Below are 25,400 nucleotides of genomic sequence, written 5' to 3'. Positions count from 1 at the left end.
GGAGGTGCGCGGTGAGAACGGTCCTGCGGGCCGACCGTGCGGTGCTGAGCACAGCGGACGGGCTCACCGAGCGGCCGGTCGCGGTGCTGCTGGACGGCGGGCGGATCGAGGCGGTGCTGGACCGGGACGCGCCCGTGGTCGCCGACCGGGAGATCGTGCTGGGGGCCGGCGAGGTGTTGCTGCCCGGCCTGGTGGACACCCACGTGCACGTGAACGAGCCGGGGCGCACCGAGTGGGAGGGGTTCGCCTCGGCGACGCGGGCGGCCGCCGCCGGCGGGGTCACCACGCTGATCGACATGCCGCTGAACTCGCTGCCGCCGACCGTGGATGCCGCCGCGCTGGCCGTCAAGCGCAAGGCCGCCGACGGGCAGTGCAGCGTCGACGTCGGTTTCTGGGGCGGCGCGGTGCCGGGCAACCTGGCCGACCTGGCGCCGCTGCACGAGGCGGGCGTGTTCGGGTTCAAGTGCTTCCTGCTGCCCAGCGGCGTCGACGAGTTCCCGCCGCTGGACCGGGCCGGGCTGGCCGCCGCGCTGGCCGAGGTGGCGGCGATGGGCGCGCTGATGATCGTTCACGCCGAGGACCCGGGGCTGGTCACCGACGCGCACGGCCGCCGCTACGCCGACTTCCTGGCGTCCCGCCCGCGTGCCGCCGAGGACACGGCCATCGCCGGGCTGCTCGAGCTGGCGGAGCAGACCGGGGCCAGGGTGCACGTGCTGCACCTGTCCTCCGCCGATGCGCTGCCGATGATCGCGCGCGCCAAGGCGGCCGGCCTACCGATCACCGCCGAGACCTGCCCGCACTACCTGGCCCTGACCGCCGAGGAGGTGCCGGACGGGGACACCCGGTTCAAGTGCTGCCCGCCGGTGCGCGAGGAGGGCAACCGGGACGCGCTCTGGCAGGGGCTGGCCGACGGCACCATCGACGCCGTGGTCAGCGACCACTCGCCGTCGACCGCCGACCTGAAGCGCCTGGACAGCGGCGACTTCGGCGAGGCGTGGGGCGGTATCGCGTCGCTGCAGCTGGGGTTGCCGGTGGTGTGGACCGAGGCGCGCCGGCGCGGGCACGAACTGACCGACGTGCTCACCTGGATGTCCGCCAGGACCGCCGCACTGGCCGGGCTGCGCGGCAAGGGCGGGATCGCCGCCGGCGCGGATGCCGACCTGGTGGTGTTCGCTCCGGACGAGTCGTTCACCGTCGACGTCGACCGGCTGCACCACCGCAACCCGATCACCCCGTACGCCGGGCGCACCCTGACCGGGGTGGTCCGCTCTACCTGGCTGCGCGGTGAGTTGATCGACATGGCTGCCGACCCGCGCGGGCGGCTACTGACCAGAGGAGAGCGTTGATGGAATACGGCGACTTTCATGAGCTGCCCGACCTTGCCCTGCGCTCCCTCGGTGGCAGCGTGCTGTACGCCAACGACGAGGCCTTCGCCCAGCGGGAGAACCTGATCACGCCCGGGCCGGCCCAGTTCGACCGGTCGCTGTTCGGGCCGAAGGGCAAGGTCTACGACGGCTGGGAGACCCGGCGGCGCCGCGAGGCGGGGCACGACGAGGTGATCGTGCGGCTCGGCGCGCCCGGCATCGTGCGCGGCGTAGTGGTCGACACGGCCTGGTTCACCGGCAACTACCCGCCGGAGGCGTCCGTGGAGGGGCTCTGCGTGGATGGCCACCCGGCGGTCGACGAGCTGCTGGCCACCGACAACTGGGTACCGCTGCTGGCGCGCAGCCCGCTGAAGGGTGACGCGGCGAACGAGTTCCCGGTCGACTCGGGGCAACGCTGCACACATGTCCGGCTGCGGATCTACCCGGACGGCGGGGTCGCCCGGTTGCGGGTGCACGGCCGCGCGCTGCCCGACCCGCGCCAGTTGGACGCCGTGGGGGTGTTCGACCTGGCCGCGCTGGAGCACGGCGGCGTGGCGCTGGACTGCTCGAACCGCTTCTACAGCTCGCCGAACAACCTGCTGCTGCCCGGGCCGATCCGGTCGATGGGGGAGGGCTGGGAGACCGCCCGGCGCCGCGACGACGGCAACGACTGGGCGCAGGTCGGGCTGACCGGCGAGGCCCAGGTGCGGGTCGCCGAGCTGGACACCTCGTACTTCCTGCACAACGCGCCGGGGTGGGCGTCGCTGCGCGGGCGCACCGGCGGCGGGGACTGGTTCGAGCTGCTCGGTCGCACCCCGCTGCGCCCGGACACCCGCCACCGGTTCCTGATCGCGGACGCCGCGCCGGCCGACGAGGTCCGGCTGGACATCTATCCGGACGGCGGGATGGCCCGGCTGCGGCTGCTCGGCGCGCTGACGCCGGCCGGTCGGGCCGAGCTCGGCCGGCGCTGGTCCGAGGCCCAGCCGGACCGGTAGCCAACCGGCCCGGTAGCCGGCGACGACCAGCCAGCTGGCCGCTGACACCCAGCCGGCCGGCACACCCAGCCGGCCGAGGACATGAACGACCTGAGACCAGAGGGACCGTGATGACCCGCTACACCGCCAACTGCTCGATCCTGTTCCCCGACGTGCCGCTCCTGGACCGGCCGGCCGCCGCGGCCGCCGCCGGCTTCGACGCGGTGGAGTTCTGGTGGCCGTTCCCGGAGTCGGTGCCCGGCGACGCCGAGGTCGACGCGTTCGTCGCGGCCATCCGCAATGCCGGCGTCCAGCTCACCGGGCTGAACTTCGCCGCCGGTGACATGGCGGCCGGTGACCGCGGTCTGGCGTCCTGGCCGGGGCGCGGGGTGGAGTTCCGGGACTCGGTGGGGGTCGCCGTCGGCCTGGCCGGCCAACTCGGTACGAGAGTGTTCAACGGGCTCTACGGCAACCGGGTCGACGGCGCCAACCCCGAGGAGCAGGACGAGCTGGCGACCCAGAACCTGTCCTTCGCCGCGGCGGCCGCCGCCGGGATCGGGGCCACCGTGGTCCTCGAGCCGCTCTCCGGCGCGAGCCGCTACCCGTTGCTGACCGCCGCCGACGCCATCGCCGTCGCGGACCGGGTGGGTGAGCCGAACATCGCGCTGCTCGCCGACCTGTATCACCTGGCGGTGAACGGTGAGGACCTCTCCGCCGTGATCGACAACTACGCCGGCCGCATCGGCCACGTACAGATCGCCGACGCGCCCGGCCGCCACGAGCCCGGCACCGGCGACATCAAGTTCGCGGAGCACCTCGCCGCGCTCGACGCCGTCGGGTACGCCGGCTGGGTCGGGCTGGAGTACGCGCCCACTGCCGCCGCAACCGCCTTCGACTGGCTGCCGCCGGCGCAGCGGGGCACCCGGAAGGAGAACGTCAAGTGAGCACCAACAACAGCACAGACAACAGCACCAACAGCAGCACAGACAACAGCACGGACAACAGCACCGACAACAGCACGGACAACAGCACGGACAACAGCACGGACAACAGCACCACGACAGTCGCGTTCATCGGCCTCGGCATCATGGGCGCCCCGATGGCCGGGCACCTGATCGACGCCGGCTACCGGGTCATCGGCTACAACCGGTCCCGCCCCGCGGTGGAGCGGCTGGTGGCAAAGGGCGCGCGGGCGGCGGGCAGCGCGGCCGAGGCGGTCGCCGACGCCGACGTGGTGATCACGATGGTGCCGGACAGCCCGGACGTCGAGGCGATCACCGTCGGCGAGGACGGGTTCTACGCCGCCGCCAAGCCCGGACTGCTGCACATCGACTGCTCCACGATCCGTCCCGACGTGGCCCGCCAGGTCGCCGAGGCCGGCGCGCAGCGGGGTATCCGGGTGGTGGACGCGCCGGTCAGCGGTGGCGAGGCGGGCGCCGTCGAGGGAGTGCTGTCGATCATGGTCGGCGGCGAGGAGGCCGACGTGTCCGCCGCGCTGCCGTTCCTGAACGAGATGGGCAAGACCATCGTGCACGTCGGGCCGGCCGGCTCCGGGCAGACCGTCAAGGCTGCCAACCAGCTCATCGTCGCCGGCAACATCGCACTGCTCGCCGAGGCGCTGGTGTTCCTCGAGGCGCACGGGGTGGACACCGAGGCGGCGACCGAGGTGCTCGGCGGCGGACTGGCCGGCAGCACCGTGCTCAACCGCAAGGCCGCCGGCATGCGGGCGCGCAGTTTCGAGCCCGGTTTCCGGATCGACCTGCACCACAAGGACCTGGGCATCGTCACCGCCGCCGCCCGTGAGGCCGGGGTGGCCATCCCGATGGGCGCACTGGTCGCGCAGCTGGTCGGGGCGCTGCGCGCGCAGGGCCACGGCGGGCTGGACCACAGCGCCCTGCTGCTGCTCGTCGAGCAGCTCTCCGGCCGCAACGGCCCCACCGACACTACGACCGAGGAGGGCTGACCCATGGCTCGGATGCGCGCCATCGAAGCCGCCATCGCCATCCTGCGCCGCGAGGGCGTCAGCCACGTCTTCGGGCTGCCCGGCGCCGCGATCAACCCGTTCTACGCCGCGATGCGCGCGGCCGCCGCGCACGACCCGGCACAGGCGCTGCGCCACGTGCTGGCCCGCCACGTCGAGGGCGCCTCGCACATGGCCGAGGGCTACACCCGCGCGGCCGCCGGCAACATCGGCGTCTGCGTCGGAACCTCCGGCCCGGCCGGGACCGACATGATCACCGGGCTGTACTCGGCGTGGGCCGACTCGATCCCGATCCTGGCGATCACCGGCCAGGCCCCGGTGGCCCGGCTGCACAAGGAGGACTTCCAGGCTGTCGACATCGCGGCCATCGCGGCGCCGGTGACCAAGTGGGCGGTGACCGTCCTCGAGCCCGGCCAGGTGCCCGGGGCGTTCGCGCAGGCGTTCCACCTGATGCGCTCTGGGCGGCCGGGTCCGGTGCTGCTGGACCTGCCGATCGACGTGCAGCTCGCCGAGATCGAGTTCGACATCGACACCTACGAGCCGCTGCCGGTGTACCGCCCGGCGGCGACCCGGGCCCAGACGGAGAAGGTGCTCGACCTGCTGGAGAGCGCCGAGCGGCCTGTGATCGTGGCCGGCGGCGGGATCATCAACGCGGACGCCTGCACCGAGCTGGTGGAGCTGGCCGAGCTGCTGGACATCCCGGTCATCCCGACCCTGATGGGCTGGGGCGCCATCCCGGACGACCACCCGCTGATGGCCGGGATGGCCGGGCTGCAGACCGCGCACCGCTACGGCAACGCCACCCTGCTGGCCTCCGACCTGGTGCTCGGCATCGGCAACCGGTGGGCGAACCGGCACACCGGCGGGCTGGACGTCTACCGGGCCGGCCGCCGCTTCGTGCACGTGGACATCGAGCCCACCCAGATCGGCCGGGTGTTCGCACCGGACTACGGCGTGATCTCCGACGCCGGCGCGTTCCTGCGCGAACTGCTCGCCTCAGCACGTGCCCGCACCCGGAGCCTGCCGGCCCGCGCCGACTGGGTGCGGGAGTGCGCCGCGCGCAAGGGCAGCCTGCAGCGGCGCACCCACTTCGACGAGATCCCGGTCAAGCCGCAGCGGGTGTACGAGGAGATGAACCGCGCGTTCGGCCCGGAGACCCGGTACGTGTCCACGATCGGGCTGTCCCAGATCGCCGGCGCGCAGTTCCTGCACGTCTACCGGCCGAGGAACTGGGTGAACTGCGGGCAGGCCGGACCGCTGGGCTGGACCATCCCGGCCGCGCTCGGTGCCTGCGTCGCCGAGCCGGACACCCCGGTGGTCGCGCTGTCCGGCGACTACGACTTCCAGTTCATGATCGAGGAGCTTGCGGTCGGCGCGCAGTTCAACATCCCCTACGTGCACGTGGTGGTGAACAACTCCTACCTGGGGTTGATCCGGCAGGCACAGCGCGCCTTCGACATGGACTTCTGCGTGCAGCTCGGCTTCGACAACGTCAACTCCCCGGAGCTCGGCAAGTACGGGGTGGACCACGTCAAGGTGGCCGAGGGGCTGGGCTGCAAGGCGCTGCGGGTGCGCGACCCCCGCGACCTTGCCGAGGCGTTCCGCACCGCCCGCGCGCTGGCCGAGGAGTTCAAGGTGCCGGTGGTGGTCGAGGTGGTGCTGGAACAGGTCACCAACATCTCGATGGGCACCGAGCTGGACGCGGTCAACGAGTTCGAGGAGCTGGCCACGCTCGCCGAACACGCCCCCACCGCGATCACCCTGCTCGACTGACCCGGCACTAGATCTCGGCGGCCTCCAGGGCCGTGACCATGCTGTCGACGAACTCCTGGACGACGCTGGACCGGGGCGCGTCGGCGAGATCGCGTTGACATCAATACCACCTAGGGGTATCAGTGGTGATAGATACCCCTAGGTCGTATGAGGAGATGGCGTGTGATGGCAGCGATCGGGCACGCGCTGGGCCTGGCCGGGTCGATGACCTGGGAGATTCTCTGGGCGCTGATCCTGGGGTTCGCGCTGTCGGCGGTGATCCAGGCTGTGGTGCGCCGCTCGACCATCGTGCGGCTGCTCGGCGACGACCGCCCGCGCACGCTGGCGCTGGCCGCCGGGTTGGGCGCGGCCTCGTCGTCCTGCTCCTACGCGGCGGTGGCGCTGGCCCGTTCGCTGTTCCGCAAGGGGGCCAACTTCACCGCCGCGATGGCGTTCGAGATCGCCTCGACGAACCTGGTGATCGAGCTCGGGGTGATCCTGGCGCTGCTGATGGGCTGGCAGTTCACCGTCGCGGAGTTCGTCGGCGGCCCGGTGATGATCGTGGCGCTGGCGGTGCTGTTCCGCTTCGTGCTGCGCCGCAAGGTGCTCGACGCCGCCCGTGAGCAGGCGGACCGGGGCATCGCCGGCTCGATGGAGGGCCACGCGGCGATGGACATGTCGGTGCAGGGCTCCGGCTCGTTCTGGCGGCGGCTGCTCTCCGGCGAGGGATTCACCTCGGTGTCGCACGTGTTCGTCATGGAGTGGGCCGCGATCTGGCGTGACCTGGTGATCGGGCTGCTGGTCGCAGGGGCGATCGGGGCCTGGGTGCCGGACAGCTTCTGGCAGCAGGTGTTCCTCAGCGACCACCCGACCGCCGCGGCCATCTGGGGACCGCTGATCGGGCCGCTGGTCGCGGTGCTCAGCTTCGTCTGCTCGATCGGCAACGTGCCGCTGGCCGTGGTGCTCTGGACCGGCGGGATCAGCTTCGGCGGGGCGATCGCGTTCATCTTCGCCGACCTGATCATCCTGCCGATCCTGAACATCTACCGGCGCTACTACGGCACCAGGATGGCGCTGCTGCTCGGCGGCACGTTCTACCTGACCGCGGCGATCGCCGGCTACGTCGTCGAGATCGTCTTCGGCGCACTGGGCTGGATCCCGGACCGGTCCCGCGCGCACCTGATGGACGACGGCATCAGCTGGAACTACACGACCTGGCTCAACATCGTGTTCCTGGTGCTGGCGGCCGCGCTGGTGATCCGGTTCGTGCGTAGCGGCGGCATCTCGATGCTGCGGATGATGGGCGGGGCGCCGCCCACCGACGGTGACGGGCACGCACACCACCACGGCCCCGGCGCGGCACGTGACCCGCGCCACGTGGCGCACGAGGACGGCGCCTAGTCGATCCGGTTGGCAAAATTTAACAGTCCGCCACAGTCATTCGTGGTCAGCTGGACGGCATGGAAACCAGCACCGTCACGGCGGCCACCCCGCCCGGCGTAGCTCCGGCCGACCTGCTCGACCGGATGGAACGAAACCTGGCCCAGCACGTCAGCTACCTGCACTCGGCGCTGCCCGGCGCCACTGTCACCACAACCGGCGACCTGCTGGTGGCCGACAGCGGCATCAACGACGACACCTTCAACATCGTGACCGCCGCGCGGTTCACCCCCGACACGGCCAACGCCCGGATCGCCGAGACGGTCCGGGCGCTGCGCGCCACCCGTCGCCGGTTCTCCTGGTGGGTGGGGCCGGCCTCGACACCCAGCAACCTGGGCGCCAGGCTGGCCGCGGCGGGGCTGCCCGCCGCGGAGTACGAGACCGCGATGTGGGCCCCACTGGCCGGCATCCCGGACGTCACGCCGCTGTACGGGCTGAGCATCCAGTCCGTCCGCACCCCCGCACAGCTCGCCGAGTTCGCCGCGATCCAGGCCGCGAACTGGTCCCCGCCGGCCCCCGGTGTGCATCGGTACTTCGAGCTCGCCGCCCCCGTCGCGCTGAGACCCGAGTCGCCCGGCCACTACCTGGTCGGCTACCACCGGCGCGAACCGGTGTGCGCCGCCGAGGTGGTCTGGCACGCCGGCGTCGCCGGGCTCTACAACGTGTCCACCCTCGCCGCGCACCGCCGGCAGGGCTTCGGCGGGGCGATCACGCTGGCCGCGCTGCACGCTGCCAGGGCCGCCGGCGCCGAGGTCGCCGTACTGCAGGCGTCGCCGGAGGGCCAAGCCGTCTACCGCCGGCTCGGCTTCGCCACCTGCGGCCGGTTCACCGAGTACGCGGTGGTGCCCTAGGCCGGGGCCGGCGGGTCGTCCAAGAACTCGCCGGTCGGCACGAAGAACAGCGTGCCGGTCACCGGCGTCGAGTAGTCCAGGATGCGGTCGTAGCTGCCCGGCGGGTCGCCGACGAACATGTTGCGCAGCATCCGCTCGACGATGGACGGCGTCTTTGCGTAGCCGATGAAGTAGGTGCCGAACTCGCCGTGCGCGGGGCTGCCGAAGGGCATGTTGTCGCGCAGGATGGCCTGCTCGGTGCCGTCCGGGTCGGTGATCGTGTTGAGCGCGACGTGCGAGTTGGCCGGCTTGACGTCGTCGGCAAGCTCGATGTCGGACAGCTTGCGCCGGCCGATCACCCGCTCCTGCTCCTCGACCGGCAGCTCGTTCCACGCCGACATGTTGTGCAGGTACTTCTGTACGACCACGTAGCTGCCGCCGGCGAACTCCGGCTCGTCCTCGGCCTCGACCAGCACCGCGTCGCTGGCCTCGCGGCCGGTGGGGTTCTCGGTGCCGTCGACGAAGCCGAGCACGTCCCGCGCGTCGAAGTACCGGAAGGCCTGCACCTCGTCGGTCGCGCTGACCGCGCCGTCCAGCCGGAGCATGATCTGGGTCTCCAGCTCGAAGCACAGGTCCATCCGCTCGGCCCGGATGTGGAACAGCAGGTCACCGTCGGTGGTGACCGACCGGTGCCGGTCACCGGCGAAGACCGGCAGCGGGTGCAGCCCGGCCGGGCGGGGTCCGCCGAACAACCGGTCCCAGACGGCCGAACCGACGCCGGCGACGCAGGCCAGTGCGCCGTCCTGGGCGCGGAAGCCGACCGAGCGGGTCAGCCCGGGCAGGTCGGCGAGCAGGTCGCGGGCCACGTCCTCGGCGCCGTCGGCGAGCGTGACGACCAGGAAGACGGCGGACCGGGTCAGTGGGCCGAGGACGGCCTGCGGCGTGTAGGTGGGGTGGGTCATGACGCGTGGTGGGCGCTCGGGGTCACCGCCGGATTGTGCCGCACCGGCGGGCTCGGCGCGCTCGAGCTATCCCGGCTGTGCCCGGGGCCGACCTGTGGTGAGGTAGGGGTGGGCCTGCGCCGGGCCGAGGCACCGGCGGATCCACGGGGAGGCGGCGTGCGGCACCAGGAGTCGGGCGGCGATCCGTACGGGTTCAACAGCCTGAGGATGGACTGGCTGCGGAGCAAGGCGTCGGTGAAGTGGCATCGCCCCGGCGCCGACGTGCTGCCGGCCTGGATCGCCGACATGGACTTCCCACTGGCCCCGCCGGTGCGGGCCGCGCTGGACGCGGTGCTCGACCGCGGCGACCTCGGCTACCCGGAGTGGTTCGACGGCACGCCCCCGCTGGCCGAGGTGTTCGCCCGCCGCATGGCCGAGCGTTACGACTGGGCGCCCGACCCGGCGCACGCACGGACCTTCGACGACCTGATCCAGATCGTGCAGCTGGTACTGCACCTGACCACCGCTCCCGGCGACGGCGTCGCGCTGCACGTGCCGAACTACCCGCCGTTCCTGCAGACCCTCGACGAGATGAACCGGCCGCCGGTGCCGATCCCGATGGAGCCGGCGGCGGGCGGCTGGACCTTCGACCCCGGCCGGCTGGCGGACGCGGCGACGGAGGGCCGTTGCCGCACGTTGCTGCTGGTCAACCCACAGAACCCGACCGGGCGGGTGTTCACCAGGAGCGAGCTGGCCGGGATCGCCGAGGTCGTCGTCGAGCACGACCTGCTGGTGGTCGTCGACGAGGTGCACGCCGACCTGGCCTATCCGCCGAACCAGCACATCCCGTTCGCCTCACTCGGTCCCGAGGTCGCCGAGCGTACGGTCACGATCAGCTCCGCCACCAAGGCGTTCAACATGGCCGGGGTGCGGTGCGCCATCGGCCACTTCGGGCCACCGACGCTGCGGGCAACCCTGGCGGCCCAGCCGAAGGACCTGTTCGGCGTGGTCGGTGTGCTCGGGATGGCGGCCACCGTCGCGGCCTGGACCGACAGCGACGACTGGCTCGCCGGCGTCCGGGCGCACCTGCGGGCCAACCGCGACCTGCTCGCCGAGTTGCTCGCCGACCAGCTGCCCGGGGTCCGCTTCCGCTCCCCGGAGGCGACCTACCTGGCCTGGCTGGACTGCCGGGAGCTCGGGCTGGCCGCGGAGCCGGTCGAGTTCTTCCGCACCCGCGCCGGCGTGGAGCTGAGCCCCGGCCCCGACTTCGGCCCCGGCGGCGCTGGGTACGCCCGGCTCAACTTCGCCACCAGCGCGGGCATCCTCACCGAGATCGTCGACCGGATGTCGCGGGCCGTGCGGGGCCGCTGAGCCCACCGGGCCCGGTCGCCGCGCCGGGATCACCGGCGGGGGAGGTCGACGGGCCGGTCCTCGCACCGCGACGATGAGGCCATGGCGAAGCCGGATCGTTCGACCGACACCCGGGCGTTGCTGGTATCGATGTGGGCGTCGGTCGCGTTCGCCGTGGTGTCGCTGGCCTGGGGCCTGGCGCTCGGCTCCCAGCTGATCGTGTTCGACGGGCTGTACTCGTTCGCCAGTGTGGCGCTGTCGCTGCTCGCGGTGCTGGCGCTGCGGACGGCGGGGCGCGGCGCGGACGAGCGTTACCCGTGGGGCCGGGAGGTGTGGGAGCCACTCGCGATCGTGATCAAGGCCGCCGCGCTGGGCGGACTGTGTGTGTACGCGGTGGTCGGCGGGATCGGTGAGCTGCTGCGCGGCGGTCGGGAGGTCGCGGCCGGCTGGGCGGTGCTGTACGCGGTACTGGCCACGGTCGCCGCCCTCGCGGTGTCGCTCTACCTGCGCCGCCGCGCCCGCCACGGTTCGGACCTGCTGCGGGCCGAGGCGGCCGAGTGGACCGGCGACACCCTGCTCAGCCTCGGCGTGCTCGGCGGGTTCCTCCTGTCACTGGTGCTGTCGCACACCGGGCAGGCCGACCTGGCCCGGTACGTCGACCCGGCGATGGTCGCGCTGATCTCGCTGGCCTTCCTGCGGGTGCCGTTCCGGCTGCTCGGCGAGGCAGCGCGGGAGGTACTGACCATGTCACCCTCGGCCGAGCTGCGGCGCGAGGTCGGCTCCCGGGTGGACGAGGTGCGGCTGGGCTACGGGTTCGCCGAGTCCTTCGTGCGCTGTTCGAAGGTCGGCGGCCGGCTGGACGTGGAGGTCGACTTCGTGGTCGACGACGCGTCCCGGGCGCAGACCGTGCGGCAGTTCGACGAGGTGCGCGAGGACCTCAGCGAACGACTGAAGCCGCTGGGGTACGCGACGTCGATGAGCGTGGGGTTCACCGCCGACCGCAAGTGGGCGCTCTAGGCGCCGGCGCTCTAGGGACCTAGAGTCGCGGGATCAGGTTGCGCACCGCGCGGTCGAGGTGTTCGCGCATCTCCCGCTGTGCGCGGCCGAGGTCGCCTGAGCTGATCTCGTCCAGCAGCGTCTGGTGCTCCCTGGCCAGGTCCTCCGGGCCGGGGTAGGAGGCGTGCAGCTGGGCGAGGCAGAGCTGCATCTCCTCCTGCATCGCGGGGTAGATCCGGTTCAGCCGCGAGCTGCCGGCCGCCTCGATCAGGGCGACGTGGAACGCGGTGTGCGCCTCGACCCGCTCCGCCCAGCTGGCCCCGGCCGACAGAGCGGTCATCACACCCAGCCGCCGCCGGGCCTCGCGCAGGTCGCGGTTCTGCTCGACGATCACCCGCACCGCCTCGAGCTCCAGCGGGACGCGCACGAAGAACAGGTCGCGCACGTCCGCCTCGGTCAGCACCGGCACCACCAGCGAGCGGCCCGGTGAGGGTTGCGCCAGGTGCAGGCTCTCCAGCACCTGCAGCGCCGAGCGGACGGTCGGCCGGGCAACCCCGAACCGCGCGGCCAGTGACGTCTCGGTCAGGGCCTCGCCGGGGCGCAGCTCACCGCTGAGGATCTGCCGGCGCACCTCGGCGACCAGCGCATCCCGGGTGCTCATCGTCTGCAGCGGCATGCTCGGGCGACCTCCTGGGCGGGCGCTCAGCGTATCGTCGGCACCCGTCAGCGGGTCGCCGCGTGCACCGCCTCGACCGTCTCGGCGAGGCCGGTCAGGTCCGGCAGCACCGCGTCGACGATCGAGGCGTCGTCGGTCTCGGCCTGCCGGTTGATCCAGACCCGGGGGATGCCCAGCTCGCTGGCCGCCACCATGTCGTGGAAGTAGCTCTGTGCCACGTGCACCCAGCGGTCCCGGGTGGCCCCGAACGACTCCTCGAACCGGGTGAAGTGCCGGTGCGCCGGCTTGTAGCTGCCGACGTCCTCGGCGGTGACGACCGCGTCGATCGGCACCCCGAGCCGGCGCTGCGTCTCGGCGATGAAGTCGCGGTCGCAGTTGGTCAGCAGGGCCAGCCGCCAGCCCGAGTCGCGCAGCTCGGTCAGCGCGTCGCGGGTCTCGGCGAAGACCGGCCAGTACGGGATACCGGCGGCCAGCACCGAGGCGTCGTCCTCGTTGAGCGGCAGACCGGCCTCGGTCGTGGCCCGGCGCAGCGACTCGGCGAGCACGTGCCGGTAGCGCATCGCCGGACTCTCCCGCTGCACCTGGGGCTCGTGCCGGTTGTAGATCTCCAGCAGCCGGCCGCCCTGGCCCGGGAACAGCAGCTCGGCCCCGGTGGCGATGCCGTGCCGCCAGTCGACCAACGTGCCGAAACAGTCGAACGTCGCCCACCGAACCGGTCCCATGCCCAGCTCCCTCCGAGAGTATCCAAGTGTATGACGGTCATACTGTTATACATTTACGGCGACCGCGCAACCCCCAGTTGGGGTCCAGGCGGGCGCTCGCCAGCCGCCGATCGTCGTCATTTCCAACTATCCGCGACCTTTCCGACGATAATCGGCAGCAGCGCCGCCATTTCCGCCGAGCGGGGCGTGGCCAGCGCGAACCCATTCGACCGGGTCCGTCGGACGGGGCGAGTTGGTTTCCGGAATGGGTGGGCAACCGCGCCGGCGGACAGTTAGCCACTCGAACTACCCCGGTCGGCGAGTCGTCCGGCGCGTCGCGCCGGCGGCGGTCGCGGCCACCGCCCTCGGAGGTTCAGCGATCTGGCCGCGGGGCCCCGCCGCCAACTGGCCGCGGTCGCTAGGCCCCCGGGCCGAAGTCTGCCCGAACCGGTAACGCTCGGTGTGAGTTAGCCGAACCCAGCCGAGTCGGCGCAGGTGAGCGGGAGGACGGCAGCCTTGATAGGTCGGACGACGATCCGCAACGGCACGGGGGCGCGCATCGCGGTCGCGGTGTCGTTGGTGATGGTCTCGGCGATGGCGGTGGGTTGCTCGGAGGCGCCGAAGCCGTCCCCGGTGACCCGGGTCGAGCGGGGCACGGTCGCCAACAAGGTGCAGGCATCGGGTGCCCTGGCGGCAGTGACCTCGCAAAATCTGGGATTTCCCAAAGGAGCCCAGCTCAAAGAGGTCGACGTCAAAGTCGGCGACCAGGTAAAGCCCGGCCAGGTGCTGGCACGGGTGGACGATTTCGCATTCCAGCAGGCGCTGGCACAGCAGCAGGCGCAATTGGCCCAACAGCAGGCCGGGCTGAATAAAATTGTCAACGGCAACTCGGTGCACGCCGCGCGGACCACGCTGGCACAGGCCAAGCGGATCCAGTCCGCGACCGAGGACAACGTCGACGCCCAGGACCACGCCGACTCCTCCGCCATCCACCGGGCGCGCACCCAGCTCAACTTCGATCAGGCGCAGCTGAACCAGGTCCGGCAGCAGGCATCCCGGGACGGCTGCGAGCCCGGCTCGTTCAGCACCGACCGGGTGTCCAGTACCGGCTCCACGTCAACCTCGACCGAGGTGGAACCGACGGAGGCCGCGCAGGCCCCGACGCGCTCCCGGTTCGCGGTGCGGGGGAGGCGGAGCTCCGAGGACGACTCGTCGACGTCGCCGAGTGACTCGACCTCGCCCACACCGGCGCCGACCTGGCCCACGCCGGCGACGACCGCTGCCCCGACTCCGTCAACCGGTACCGGCGCGAGCACGAGCACGAGCTGCGCCACGGACAACCAGAACGTGACCGCCGCGCAGCGTCAGGTGATCGCCTCGCAGACCGCCGTGGACGCGGCCAAACGCACCCGTGAGGTCGACAAGGCGACCGGGAAGCTGTCGGTCGAGAACGCCAAGCAGAGCGTGGTGTCGGCGCAGAACTCCCTCGACTCCGCGTCCGGCGACCGACCCTCCGACATCGACGGCCAGGCCGCGCTGGTGGCCAGTGCGCGGGCGGCGGTGGCGCTGGCCCAGCGGGATGTGGCCAATGCCGTGCTCTACGCACCGGTCGGCGGCACCGTGTCGGCGATCAACGGCGCGGTGGGCGAGTTCGTCGGGTCGGCGACCTCAGGCACCACCGCGTTGGCACCCGGCACCAACGCCTCGATCCCCGGTGTCGGCGCCGCCGCGACCAGTGACCAGGCCGGCAGCAACGGGCCGTCCGCCACCCGGCCCGGCGGCAGCACGTTCCTGATCCTGAACAACATCGACACGTTCCAGATCGTGGTGCCGTTCGAGGAGTCGGACGCGGTCAAGGTGGCGGCCAACGAACAGGTGGAGGTGACCTTCGACGCGGTGCCCGACCTGACCAGGCAGGGCACGGTGCTGTCCGTCGCCCCGTCCGGCACCGACATCTCCGGGGTGACGAACTACTACGCCACGATCCTGCTCACCGAGACCGATCCCCGGCTGAAGGACGGGCTCACCGCCGAGGCGGCCGTGCTGGTCAACGCGCTGAACAACGTGCTGGTGGTGCCGAACTCGGCGGTGCTGCGCCAGGGTGCCCAGACGTTCGTGAACACGCCCGGACCGGATGGCACACCGGTGCGGGTCCCGTTCCAGGCCGGCGCGGTGGGCGACGACAACACCCAGGTGCTGACCGGGCTGAACGAGGGGCAGCCGATCCTGATGCCGGAGGGCCGGGTCGGCCCCGCCCCCGCTCCCGCTCCCGGGGGCGGCCGTGGCGGTGGTGGCGGAGGCGGCCGCGGCGGCGGTATCGGCGGCTGAGGAATGGCGGCGGCCGTGACGGGGGCTGGAACGTCCCGTTCGGCCGCGGTGCCCGCGTGGCGGGTGGCGTCGGGGCCACTCGCCACGCGCGGTACCGAGTAGTCAGACCCCGATGAGCGGGCCGCGACGATGAGGCCGTGCTGTTGCAGACCGCGCTATTGCAGACCGCGCTGTTGCAGACCGTGCTGATCAGGTCGTGACGGCGACGCCGCGCCTGGACAGCAGCAGGTGGTCGATGCTGAACCGGCCGGCTCCGATGACAAGCAGCAGCAGGGCGCCCACGAGGATCATGCCCTCCAGCTCGAAGCCGTGGCTGGCCACGAAGATGGAGGTGAAGGACCCGGTGGTCAGGGACGCGCCGAGCATGTCGAGCACCACGAGCGCGGAGACGATGGTGGTTGCGGCGCCCAGGATCAGCAGCCCGCCGCCGACCAGCTCGACGACCGAGGCGTACGCGGCGGATACCTGCGGCAGGGGCACGCCCATCTTGGCGAACGCACCGGAGGTGCTGTCGAAGCCGTAGCCGAACAGTTTCTGGGCGCCGTGCGCGACCAGAACCACGCCGAGCAGGACGCGGGCGACGAGCAGGGCGACATCCCTGACGGGGCCGGACAGTGGGCGCAGCATGAAGACGAACCTCCGAGGTAGGTGAGAGTTAAACTATTTTTACTGAGGATACTCGCTCGTTCGAATTTGAACAACTTGCTGATGATTCGCAGTCCGGACCGGCCCCGACCAGGTCGGTAGCCGCGCTGATCAGTCGTGGCTACGCTCGGCGGCGGCCCAGGTTCCGGTCCCAGCTGAGAGAGACCTAGATGACGCGGAGTATCGACCTGCTCGACCCGTCGACCGAGGTCGTGATCGAGACGGTACCGCTGATCTCGGTCGAGGAGACCGACGCCGCCGTGAACCGGGCGGTGTCCGCGCAGCGGGACTGGGCCGAGCTCGCCCCGGCGGACCGGGCCAGGCTGCTGCGCCGGTTCGCCGCCGCCGTGGACGGCGACCTGGAGAACCTGGCGCGCCTCGAGGTGCGCAACGCGGGGCACACCATCGGCAACGCGCGCTGGGAGGCCGGCAACGTCCGCGACGTGCTCAACTACTTCTCGGCGGCGCCGGAGCGGCTCTCCGGTCGACAGATCCCGGTGGCCGGCGGTGTGGACCTCACCTTCAAGGAGCCGATCGGCGTCGTCGGCGTCATCGTGCCGTGGAACTTCCCGATGCCGATCGCCGGCTGGGGTTTCGCGCCCGCGCTCGCCGCCGGCAACGCCGTGCTGCTCAAGCCGGCCGAGCTCACCCCGCTGACCGCGCTGCGACTGGCCGAACTGGCACTGGAGGCCGGGCTGCCCGAGTACGTGTTCCAGGTGCTGCCCGGCGCCGGCCCGGTCGTCGGTACCCGGTTCGTCAGCCATCCCCAGGTCCGCAAGGTCGTCTTCACCGGTTCGACCAGGGTCGGCAAGGAGATCCTGCGAGGCTGCGCCGAGCAGATCAAGCGGGTCACCCTCGAACTCGGCGGCAAGAACGCGAACATCGTCTTCGCCGACGCCGACCTGGAACGTGCCGCGGCCTCGGCGCCCGGCGCGGTCTTCGACAACTCCGGGCAGGACTGCTGCGCGCGGTCCCGCATCCTGGTCCAGCGCAGCGTCTACGACCGGTTCATGGCGCTGCTCGAACCGGCGGTGGCCGCCGTCCGGGTCGGCGACCCGAGCGACCCGAGCACCGACATGGGCCCGCTGATCTCGGCCGCGCACCGGGACAAGGTGAACTCGTACCTGTCCGGCAACGGCGCGGTAGCGTTCCGAGGCAGCGTGCCGGACGGTCCCGGCTACTGGGTGGCCCCGACGGTGCTGGCGCCGGGTCAGCTGGACTCGCCGGCCTGGCGGGAGGAGATCTTCGGGCCGGTGGTCGGGGTGGTGCCGTTCGAGGACGAGGCCGAGGCGGTCGCGCTGGCCAACGACACCGAGTACGGCCTGTCCGGCAGCATCTGGACGGAGAACGTCGGCCGGGCGCTGCGGGTGAGTCGGGCCGTGCAGGCCGGCAACCTGTCGGTCAACTCGCACTCCTCGGTGCGCTACTCGACGCCGTTCGGTGGGTTCAAACAGTCCGGGCTGGGCCGCGAGCTGGGGCCGGACGCCGTCGACAGCTTCACCGAGACCAAGAACGTCTTCATCTCCACGGGGGAGTAGCAGTGAAGTTCGCAATCGCCATCCCGCAGTTCGTCGAGGACGGCAGCTTCGACCCGGCCGCGCTGCGCGAGTTCCTGCGTGCCGCCGAGGAGTTCGGCTTCGAGAGCGGCTGGACCCAGGAGCAGGTACTCGGTTCGATGCCCAGTCTGAGCCCACTGGAGACGATGGCGTACGCGGCCGCCTGCACCGAGCGGTTGCGGCTGGGCTGCGTGGTGTTCGTACTGCCACTGCACACCCCGGTGCACCTGGCCAAGAGCCTGGCCAGCCTGGACCAGCTCAGCCGCGGCCGCCTCGAGATCGGCGTCGGCACCGGCGGCCGGGGCCGGATGTTCAGTGCCTTCGGGAGCACCCCGGACGGGCTGGTGGCCCGGTTCAACGAGGGGTTGGAGCTGATGAAGAAGCTCTGGACCGAGCCGCGGCTGACCTTCGAAGGGCGGTTCTGGCAGCTCGACGGCGTGTCGATGGAGCCGAAGCCGTTCCAGAAGCCGTATCCGCCGATCTGGTTCGGTGGCAGTGCCCCGGCCGCGCTGCGCCGCGCGGTCCGGCACGGCGACGGGTTCTTCGGTGCCGGTTCGCAGACCACCGAGCAGTTCGCCGGGCAGGTGCTGGCGGTGCGGGAGGCGCTGGCCGAGCAGGGTAAGGACCCGGCCACGTTCCGGATCGCGAAGCGCGTCTACATCGGCGTGGGCGAGGAGGGCGTGCGGCAGCGGGTCACCGACACCCTGCGCCGGATCTACCCGCACGCCGGGCCGGAGATCGGGGCGGTGGCGGTGGCCGGCCCGCCGGACGAGTGCGCCGAGGAGCTGCGCGCGGTGGCCGCCGCCGGCGCCGAGCTGATCCTGCTCAACCCGGTGTTCGACGAGGCCGAGCAGATGCACCGCCTCGCCACCGAGGTGGTCCCGCAACTGGCCGACGGGTAGGCGCCTTCTGAAGAGGCGGGCTCAGAAGAAGCCGTCGCGCCCATTCACCGAGGGCGGGCGCGTGGCGCGATGGCCCAGGTCGGCGCTGATGTCCCCGGCGGTGCTCAGCAGCAGCGGCACCACCTCGGTCCGCAGCCGGTCCAGGTCGGTCCGTCCGCTGGACGTCGAGGAGGCGAGCGCGGCCACCACGCTGCCGGTCTGGTCCCGGACCGGGGCGGACACCGAGATCAACCCGTCCTCCAGCTCACCGGCCACCAGCGCGTAGCCCAGCTCGCGGACCTCGCGCAGCGCGGCCTGGAACGCCACCGGATCGGTGATGGTCCGCTCGGTCAGCCGGCGCAGGCCGGACTCGGCGATCACCCGCTCGATCACCGGCGCCGGCGCCCAGGCCAGTAGTGCACGGCCCATCGAGGTGGCGTGTGCCGGCACCCGGGTGCCGATGGACACGTTGATGCTCATGATCCGGCGCACCGGGACGCGGGCGACGTAGACCACGTGCGCCCCGTCCAGCGCGGCCAGCGAGGCGGACTCGTGGGTCAGCTCGGCGAGCGCGAGCAGGTGCGGCTGAGCGAGCTCGATCATCGCGTTGGACGCCGAGTAGTGCTGCCCGATGCTGAGCACTCTCGGGGTCAGCCGCCACCGGCCGTCGGCGCCGGTCACGTACCCCAGCCGCTGCAGGGTGAGCAGCAGCCGCCGCACCGCCGGGCGGGACAGGTTCGTCGCGGCGGCCAGCTCGGCGAGCGTCGGGTTGGCCAGCTCCTCGTCGAAAGCGAGCAACACCGCGAAGCCCCGTTCCAGGCTCTGCACGAAGTCGCGGTCGCCGCTCGTATTGGCTGGGCCCGTATTGGCTGGGCCCGCGGCTGGGCCGTCCGTTCCAGCCGTAGTCATCGACGGCATTGTTGTCGACCCCTCTTGACAGCACACGTGACCTACCGCACTCTGACTTCTGAACGCAGAGCGAACAGAGTGTACGCACAGCGTACATCGACTATCAAGCACCGGTCGGGAACGAAGCACAAGGGGACGACAATGGCCGTCGATCCACGAGAGCTGCGCAGCTGCCTCGGGCACTTCGCCACCGGCGTCACGGTGATCACCTGCGACGGGGACGGCAGCCCGCACGGGGCGACCGTGAACGCGTTCAGCGCCATCTCCCTGGATCCGCCGCTGGTGCTCGTCTCGCTGGACCGCAAGTCCAGGGCCTGCAAGTACCTGGACGGCAAGCCGTTCACGGTGAACGTGCTGACCGAACCGCAGGACGACGTTGCCCTGCACTTCGCCGGCCGGCCGATGAGCAGCGGGCCGGAGTGGGCGCCGACCGAGGCCGGCCGGGCGCCCCGGCTGCGTGGGTCGCTGGCGTGGATCTCGTGCGACCCGTGGCGCAGCTACGACGGCGGCGACCACGTGCTCTACCTCGGCCAGGTGCGGGAGTTCGAGTACCGCACCGAGGACCCGCTGGTGTTCTACCTCGGCTCGTTCCGCCATCTCGGCCGGGCCTTCGAGACCGTTCCCTGGCTGGAATCCGGCGACTGCCCCGGCATCTCCTGGTTCGCGCCCGCCACCACCTGAGTCAGATCCCGATGCAAAGGAGCACGGAGTGACTGCCCAGCCCGAACAGCAGGAGAAGCCGGAGACCCGGACCACCCGTCCGTTCACCGGCGCGGAGTACATCGAGAGCATCCGCGACGGCCGTGAGGTGTTCATCTACGGGGAGAAGGTCAAGGACGTAACCGAGCACCCCGCGTTCCGCAACTCCGTGCGCACCACCGCGCGGCTCTACGACGCGCTGCACGACCCGGCCCAGCAGGGCGTGCTCACCGCCCCCACCGACACCGGCAGTGACGGGTTCACCCACCCGTTCTTCCGTACCCCGCGCAGCCGGGAGGACCTGGTCGCCGACCGCGACGCGATCGCGGCGTGGGCCCGGATGACCTACGGCTGGATGGGCCGCAGCCCGGACTACAAGGCCGCGTTCCTGGGCACCCTCGGCGCGAACTCGGAGTTCTACGAGCCGTTCGCGGCCAACGCTCGCCGCTGGTACACCGAGTCGCAGGAGAAGGTCCTCTACTGGAACCACGCGATCATCAACCCGCCGGTGGACCGGGACCGCAACCCCGACGAGGTGCGCGACATCTTCATGCACGTCGAGGAGGAACGGGACGACGGCCTGATCGTCTCCGGCGCGAAGGTGGTGGCCACCGGCTCGGCGATCACCCACTACAACTTCATCGCGCACTACGGACTGCCGATCAAGAAGCGGGAGTTCGCGCTGGTCTGCACGGTGCCGATGGGCGCCCCGGGCATGAAGCTGATCTGCCGCAACTCCTACGCCGCGGTGGCCAACTCGACCTCCACGCCGTTCGACTACCCGCTCTCCTCCCGGTTCGACGAGAACGACACGATCTTCATCCTGGACAAGGTCAAGATCCCCTGGGAGAACGTCTTCATCTACGGCGACGCCGAAAAGGCCAGCACATTCTTCCCCGGCTCCGGGTTCCTGCACCGCTTCACCTTCCACGGGGTGACCCGGCTGGCGGTCAAGCTGGACTTCATCGCGGGCCTGCTGATGAAGGGCGTCGAGGTCACCGGCACCAAGGACTTCCGAGGCATCCAGACCCGGGTCGGCGAGGTCATCGGCTGGCGCAACATGTTCTGGGCGCTGTCCGACGCGATGGCCGCGAACCCGGACCAGTGGATCGACGGTGCGGTGCTGCCGCACCTGGACTACGGGCTGGCCTACCGCTGGTTCATGACCATCGGCTACCCGAGGGTGCGGGAGATCATCCTGCAGGACCTGGGCAGCGGGCTGATCTACCTGCCGTCGCACGCGAAGGACTTCTCCTCGCCGGAGCTGCGGCCCTACCTGGACAAGTACGTGCGCGGCTCGAACGGCTACGACTCGGTGGAACGGGTCAAGCTGATGAAGCTGATCTGGGACTCGGTGGGTTCCGAGTTCGGCGGCCGGCACGAGCTCTACGAGCGCAACTACTCGGGCAACCACGAGGGTGTGCGCGCCGAGCTGCTGTTCGCCGCCGAGCAGTCCGGCGCCGCCGCCGCCATGAAGGGCTTCGCCGAGCAGTGCATGGCGGAGTACGACCTGGACGGCTGGACCACGCCCGACCTGCGCAACAACGACTACGCCTCGATCTTCCCGAGCTGATCTTCCCGAGCGAACCACCACCACAGGGAGAAGCCATGACCTCCACCGAACAGAAGTCACCGAGCGCGGCGGGCTCCGGCGCGTCCGCGACCGAGGTGTTCCGGGCCAGCCGCGCGTCGACCGATGCCGAGGGCGCTGTTGCCGCCGAACGGGTCGACGAGGTGGCCCGCGCGGTGCTGACGGCCGTGCACGACGTGATCCGCGAGAAGGACGTCAGCTACCCGGAGTTCCAGGCCGTGAAGCAGTGGCTGATGGACGTCGGCGAGGGCGGCGAGTGGCCGCTGTTCCTGGACGTGTTCGTCGAGCACGTCGTCGAGGAGGTCGCCGCGCGCACCCAGCAGGGCACCGTGGGCACCATCCAGGGGCCGTACTACGTGCCCGACCAGCAGCGGCTGCCCTCGCCCGCCGCGCTGCCGACCCGCCCGGACGAGAAGGGCGACACGCTGGTGTTCTCCGGCCGGGTCGTGGACCTGGACGGGAACCCGGTCGCCGGCGCCGAGCTGGACATCTGGCACGCCGACGGGCAGGGCTACTACTCCGGGTTCGCGCCGGGCATCCCGGCCGGCAACCTGCGCGCCGTGGTGGTGGCCGACGACGCGGGCCGGTTCGAGATCACCACCGTGGCGCCGGCGCCGTACCAGATCCCGACCGAGGGGCCGACCGGCAAGCTGATCGCCGCCGCCGGCTGGCACCCGTGGCGCCCGGCGCACCTGCACCTGTTCGTGCAGGCCCCGGGCTACCGCAGGATCACCACGCAGCTGTACTTCCAGGGCGGCGACTGGCTCGACGACGACGTCGCCGAGGCCACCAAGCCCGAGCTGGTGCTCGATCCGCAACGGGGCGACGACGGCCGGCTGCACTCCGAGTACGACTTCGTGCTCGAGCCCGCCTGAGTGACCCTGCCCGACCCGGCCTTCGCGTGCCGAGGGCCGGGTCGGCCCCGGAACGGAGAGAACTGATGAGTGAGCTTCGGATCGACGCCGTCGAGACGGTCATCCTGGACATCCCGCTGCGCCGCCCGCACCGGTTCGCCCGGGTAGGCATGCGCGCCCAGCCGGTGCTGCTGGTGTTCCTGCGCACCGCCGGCGGGGTCACCGGGGTGGGGGAGGGCACCGTGCCGGGCGGGCCGTGGTGGGGCGGCGAGTCGGTCGAGACCATGCAGGTGATCATCGAGCGGTACGTCGCGCCGCTGCTGCTGGGCCGGCACGTCGACGACATCGCCGCGATCAGCCGCGACATCAACGACGTGGTGGCGGCCAACCTCTACGCCAAGGCCGCCGTCGAGGTCGCGCTGCACGACGCCTGGGCACGTTGCCTCGGCGTGCCGGTGCACACGCTGCTCGGCGGCCTGGCCCGCACATCTGTCCCGGTCACCTGGGCACTGGGCACCGAGCCCGCCGCGGTCGTGGTGGAGGAGGCGCTGAGCAAGCTGGACGCCGGGCTGCACCACAGCTTCAAGCTCAAGATGGGCGCTGTCGAGCCGGCGGAAGACGTGGCCAGGGTGTGCACGGTCACGGAGAAGCTGCGCGGGGCGGCCGGCGTGCGGGTGGACATCAACGCCCGGTGGGACCGGCTGACCGCGCTGACCTACCTGCCCCGGCTGGCCGAGGCGGGGGTGGAGATGGTCGAGCAGCCGGTGCCCGGCGCGGAGTTCGAGGCGCTGGCGGAGATCAACCGCGCGCTGCCGATCCCGGTGATGGCCGATGAGAGCCTGCGCACGCCGACCGACGCGCTGCGGCTGGCGTCGTTGCGCGCGGCCGACATCTTCTCGCTCAAGACGACGAAGTCCGGCGGCCTGCGGGCCACCAGGGCGATCGCCGAGATCGCGGCGGCGGCCGGCATCCCGTGCCACGGCGGCACCGCGATCGAAGGCCCGGTCGGCACCGCCGCGACACTGCACCTGGCCTGCGCCGCCCCGGCGGTGACCTGGGGCAGCGAGCTGTTCGGGCCGCTGCTGATGCGCGAGGAGCTGTTGACCACGCCGCTGCGCTACGCCGACGGTTCGCTGCACCTGCCGACCGGCCCCGGGCTCGGCATCGAGCTCGACCCGGCCGCCGTCCGCGCCTTCACCCGATCCTGAGCCGACCCCGGAGCTGACATGCTGTTCCACGTCCGGATGGACGTCGCCATCCCGCGCGACCTGGACCCCGCCGTGCGGGACGAGCTGATCGCCACCGAGAAGGCCCGCGCGCTGGAGCTGCAGCGCGAGGGCACCTGGGTACACCTGTGGCGGATCGTCGGGCACTACAGCAACTTCAGCGTGTTCGACGTCGGGTCCACCGACGAGCTGCACGAGCTCCTCTGGTCGCTGCCGCTGTTCCCGTTCATGACCGTCCAGGTCACCCCGCTGGCCCGGCACCCGTCGTCCCTGGCCGCCCAGGGCTGACGCCGTGAGTGGCGAGTGGCCCTATCGGACCGCTCGCCACTCACGACTCCCGGTGCGTGCGGGCATTCAGGCAGTTGGTCAGGGCGGTGTCCAGGATGGAGATGGCGAGGTCGATCTCCTCGGTGGTGATGGTCAGCGGCGGGGCCAGCCGCAGGCAGTTGCGCTGCGAGCCGTCGCCCTTGACGATGTTCATCGAAAGGCCCAGCCGCAGGCACTCCGCGGTGACGGCCGCGCCTAGCTCGTTGGCCGGCTCCTTGGTGCCCCGGTCCTCGACCAGCTCGAGGCCGACCAGCAGACCACGCCCGCGCACGTCACCGATCTGCTCGTGGCGCTCCTGCAGCTCGCGCAGCCGGTCGGTGAGGTAGCCGCCGAGCTTCGCTGCCCGGTCGACCAGGTTCTCCTCGGCGAGCACGTCCAACACGGCGAGCCCGGCGGCGGCCGGCATCGGGTCGGACACGTGGGTGGTGATGTGCAGGAAGCCGTTGTCGATCGCGCGCTGCTCGATCGCCGCGCTGGTGACCGTCGCGCCCAGCGGCACGCCGCCGCCGAGGGTCTTGGACACGGTGAGGATGTCCGGCACCACGCCGTCCTGCTCGAAGGCGAACATCGAGCCGACCCGGCCGAACCCGGTCTGCGCCTCGTCGACGATGAGCAGCATGTCGCGCTCCTCGCACTTGGTCTTGGCGGCGCGCAGGTAACCGTCCGGCAGCGGGATGATGCCGCCGGTGGACAGCACCGGCTCGACGACCATCGCGGCCAGCGAGCCGACCGAAGTCTGGTCGACCAGCTCGAACCCGACGTCCAGACAGGTCATGTCGCAGGACAGCGCGCAGTGCCGGATCGGGCAGCGGTACTCGTACGGCGCCGGCACCGCGAAGCTGCCGGGCATCAGCGGCCCGTTGCCCTTGTGCCCCATCGAGAAGGTGATCGAGTTGGTGCCGGCGAGCAGCCCGTGGAAGCTGCGGGTCAGACCGACCATCTCGAACTTGCCGGTGGCGGCCTTGGCGAGCCGGAACGCGACCTCGTTGGTCTCGGAGCCCGTGTTCAGCAGTATCGAGCGTTCCAGCGGCTCGGGCAGCAGCTCGGCGAGGCGCCTGGCCAGCTCCAGTACGTCCTCGTTGACCATCCACGAGTTCAGGTGGATGACCTCGCGCAGCGACCGCTCGATCGCCGCGACGATCCTCGGGTGGTTGTGCCCGAGCGTGGAGCTGATCTGGCCGGAGGTGAAGTCCAGGATCCGCTGGCCGTCCTTCGTGATCACCCAGGCGCCCTGGGCGCTCTCGACCACAAACGGTGCGAAATCGCCGGCGTAGCGGATCAGGAACCGCATACGATCGTCAGTCATGGCGAGGATACTAGACGAAGGAGCGAGTAAACCGTACATAGTGTGGCCTTTGTAGGATCACGCGACCACTAAG

General features: G+C 71.3%; 23 protein-coding genes. 17 read left to right on the top strand and 6 right to left on the bottom strand.

Annotated elements, in window-relative coordinates:
* Positions 1-11: 11 nt before the first annotated feature.
* From allB to ACTXG6_RS01950, 7 genes are all read left to right on the top strand, one after another.
* Positions 12-1,346, top strand: a complete 1,335-nt coding sequence (gene allB / locus ACTXG6_RS01980) for an allantoinase AllB (protein ID WP_445186036.1) — start codon at positions 12-14, stop codon at positions 1,344-1,346.
* On the top strand, positions 1,346-2,359 hold the full coding sequence (gene alc, locus ACTXG6_RS01975) for an allantoicase (RefSeq protein ID WP_445186035.1): 1,014 nt from the start codon (positions 1,346-1,348) through the stop codon (positions 2,357-2,359). Before allB ends, alc begins: the two co-directional genes overlap by 1 nt.
* A gap of 110 nt (positions 2,360-2,469) precedes the next feature.
* Positions 2,470-3,282: a hydroxypyruvate isomerase family protein gene (locus ACTXG6_RS01970; RefSeq protein ID WP_445186034.1), complete on the top strand. Its 813-nt coding sequence runs from the start codon at positions 2,470-2,472 to the stop codon at positions 3,280-3,282.
* Entirely contained in the window at positions 3,279-4,301 is a 1,023-nt protein-coding gene (locus ACTXG6_RS01965; protein ID WP_445186033.1) for a 2-hydroxy-3-oxopropionate reductase, read from the top strand. Before ACTXG6_RS01970 ends, ACTXG6_RS01965 begins: the two co-directional genes overlap by 4 nt.
* A gap of 3 nt (positions 4,302-4,304) precedes the next feature.
* A complete protein-coding gene (gcl, locus tag ACTXG6_RS01960) occupies positions 4,305-6,092 on the top strand; it encodes a glyoxylate carboligase (protein WP_445186032.1) in 1,788 nt (595 codons plus the stop codon).
* Between the two features lie 165 nt (positions 6,093-6,257).
* Entirely contained in the window at positions 6,258-7,472 is a 1,215-nt protein-coding gene (locus ACTXG6_RS01955) for a permease (protein ID WP_445186031.1), read from the top strand.
* Between the two features lie 59 nt (positions 7,473-7,531).
* The gene (locus ACTXG6_RS01950) at positions 7,532-8,362 is read left to right on the top strand and encodes a GNAT family N-acetyltransferase (RefSeq protein WP_445186030.1); all 831 of its coding nucleotides are present in this window, start codon (positions 7,532-7,534) and stop codon (positions 8,360-8,362) included.
* On the opposite strand, the gene ACTXG6_RS01945 is transcribed toward ACTXG6_RS01950, so the two are convergent.
* Entirely contained in the window at positions 8,359-9,303 is a 945-nt protein-coding gene (locus tag ACTXG6_RS01945; protein ID WP_445186029.1) for a Dyp-type peroxidase, read from the bottom strand. The genes ACTXG6_RS01950 and ACTXG6_RS01945 overlap by 4 nt on opposite strands.
* Positions 9,304-9,459: 156 nt before the next feature.
* Here ACTXG6_RS01945 and ACTXG6_RS01940 point away from each other — a divergent pair, with 156 nt between their 5' ends.
* A complete protein-coding gene (locus tag ACTXG6_RS01940) occupies positions 9,460-10,653 on the top strand; it encodes a MalY/PatB family protein (RefSeq protein WP_445186028.1) in 1,194 nt (397 codons plus the stop codon).
* Positions 10,654-10,734: 81 nt separating this feature from the next.
* A complete protein-coding gene (locus ACTXG6_RS01935; RefSeq protein WP_445186027.1) occupies positions 10,735-11,649 on the top strand; it encodes a cation diffusion facilitator family transporter in 915 nt (304 codons plus the stop codon).
* Between the two features lie 19 nt (positions 11,650-11,668).
* Here the strand turns inward: ACTXG6_RS01935 and ACTXG6_RS01930 are convergent, their stop codons facing one another.
* Both ACTXG6_RS01930 and ACTXG6_RS01925 read right to left on the bottom strand, forming a co-directional pair.
* Entirely contained in the window at positions 11,669-12,304 is a 636-nt protein-coding gene (locus ACTXG6_RS01930; protein ID WP_445186026.1) for a GntR family transcriptional regulator, read from the bottom strand.
* Between the two features lie 47 nt (positions 12,305-12,351).
* Positions 12,352-13,026, bottom strand: a complete 675-nt coding sequence (locus ACTXG6_RS01925) for an HAD family hydrolase (protein ID WP_445186025.1) — start codon at positions 13,024-13,026, stop codon at positions 12,352-12,354.
* A 495-nt stretch (positions 13,027-13,521) separates the two neighbouring features.
* On the opposite strand from ACTXG6_RS01925, the gene ACTXG6_RS01920 reads away from it, so the two are divergent.
* Complete coding sequence (locus ACTXG6_RS01920) at positions 13,522-15,333, top strand: hypothetical protein (protein WP_445186024.1); 1,812 nt, start codon at positions 13,522-13,524, stop codon at positions 15,331-15,333.
* A 189-nt stretch (positions 15,334-15,522) separates the two neighbouring features.
* On the opposite strand, the gene ACTXG6_RS01915 is transcribed toward ACTXG6_RS01920, so the two are convergent.
* Positions 15,523-15,960 (bottom strand): DoxX family protein, encoded by a 438-nt coding sequence (locus ACTXG6_RS01915; RefSeq protein WP_445186023.1) that lies wholly within the window; start codon positions 15,958-15,960, stop codon positions 15,523-15,525.
* A 188-nt stretch (positions 15,961-16,148) separates the two neighbouring features.
* Between ACTXG6_RS01915 and ACTXG6_RS01910 the strand changes: the two genes are divergently transcribed.
* Together ACTXG6_RS01910 and ACTXG6_RS01905 are read left to right on the top strand one after the other, a co-directional pair.
* Positions 16,149-17,516 carry an aldehyde dehydrogenase family protein gene (locus ACTXG6_RS01910; RefSeq protein WP_445186022.1) on the top strand — a complete coding sequence of 456 codons (1,368 nt, stop codon included), beginning with the start codon at positions 16,149-16,151 and terminating at the stop codon, positions 17,514-17,516.
* Positions 17,517-17,518: 2 nt separating this feature from the next.
* Positions 17,519-18,436: an LLM class flavin-dependent oxidoreductase gene (locus ACTXG6_RS01905; protein ID WP_445186021.1), complete on the top strand. Its 918-nt coding sequence runs from the start codon at positions 17,519-17,521 to the stop codon at positions 18,434-18,436.
* A gap of 21 nt (positions 18,437-18,457) precedes the next feature.
* Here the strand turns inward: ACTXG6_RS01905 and ACTXG6_RS01900 are convergent, their stop codons facing one another.
* A complete protein-coding gene (locus ACTXG6_RS01900; protein ID WP_445186020.1) occupies positions 18,458-19,243 on the bottom strand; it encodes an IclR family transcriptional regulator domain-containing protein in 786 nt (261 codons plus the stop codon).
* Positions 19,244-19,465: 222 nt separating this feature from the next.
* Between ACTXG6_RS01900 and ACTXG6_RS01895 the strand changes: the two genes are divergently transcribed.
* The 5 genes from ACTXG6_RS01895 to catC all read left to right on the top strand — a co-directional run bounded on the left by ACTXG6_RS01895 (position 19,466) and on the right by catC (position 23,982).
* Positions 19,466-20,005, top strand: a complete 540-nt coding sequence (locus ACTXG6_RS01895) for a flavin reductase family protein (protein ID WP_445186019.1) — start codon at positions 19,466-19,468, stop codon at positions 20,003-20,005.
* Between the two features lie 28 nt (positions 20,006-20,033).
* Complete coding sequence (locus ACTXG6_RS01890; RefSeq protein ID WP_445186018.1) at positions 20,034-21,596, top strand: 4-hydroxyphenylacetate 3-hydroxylase family protein; 1,563 nt, start codon at positions 20,034-20,036, stop codon at positions 21,594-21,596.
* A gap of 35 nt (positions 21,597-21,631) precedes the next feature.
* The gene (catA, locus tag ACTXG6_RS01885; RefSeq protein WP_445186017.1) at positions 21,632-22,489 is read left to right on the top strand and encodes a catechol 1,2-dioxygenase; all 858 of its coding nucleotides are present in this window, start codon (positions 21,632-21,634) and stop codon (positions 22,487-22,489) included.
* Positions 22,490-22,554: 65 nt separating this feature from the next.
* Positions 22,555-23,676 carry a muconate/chloromuconate family cycloisomerase gene (locus ACTXG6_RS01880; protein ID WP_445186016.1) on the top strand — a complete coding sequence of 374 codons (1,122 nt, stop codon included), beginning with the start codon at positions 22,555-22,557 and terminating at the stop codon, positions 23,674-23,676.
* A gap of 18 nt (positions 23,677-23,694) precedes the next feature.
* Positions 23,695-23,982, top strand: coding sequence for a muconolactone Delta-isomerase (gene catC, locus ACTXG6_RS01875; RefSeq protein WP_445186015.1), 288 nt, complete (start codon positions 23,695-23,697; stop codon positions 23,980-23,982).
* 40 nt (positions 23,983-24,022) lie between these two features.
* Here the strand turns inward: catC and ACTXG6_RS01870 are convergent, their stop codons facing one another.
* On the bottom strand, positions 24,023-25,327 hold the full coding sequence (locus tag ACTXG6_RS01870) for an aspartate aminotransferase family protein (protein ID WP_445186014.1): 1,305 nt from the start codon (positions 25,325-25,327) through the stop codon (positions 24,023-24,025).
* Between the last annotated feature and the right edge of the window lie 73 nt (positions 25,328-25,400).

Source organism: Pseudonocardia sp. Cha107L01 (genome assembly GCF_052566575.1).
This window is presented reverse-complemented; position numbering and strand designations above follow the sequence as displayed.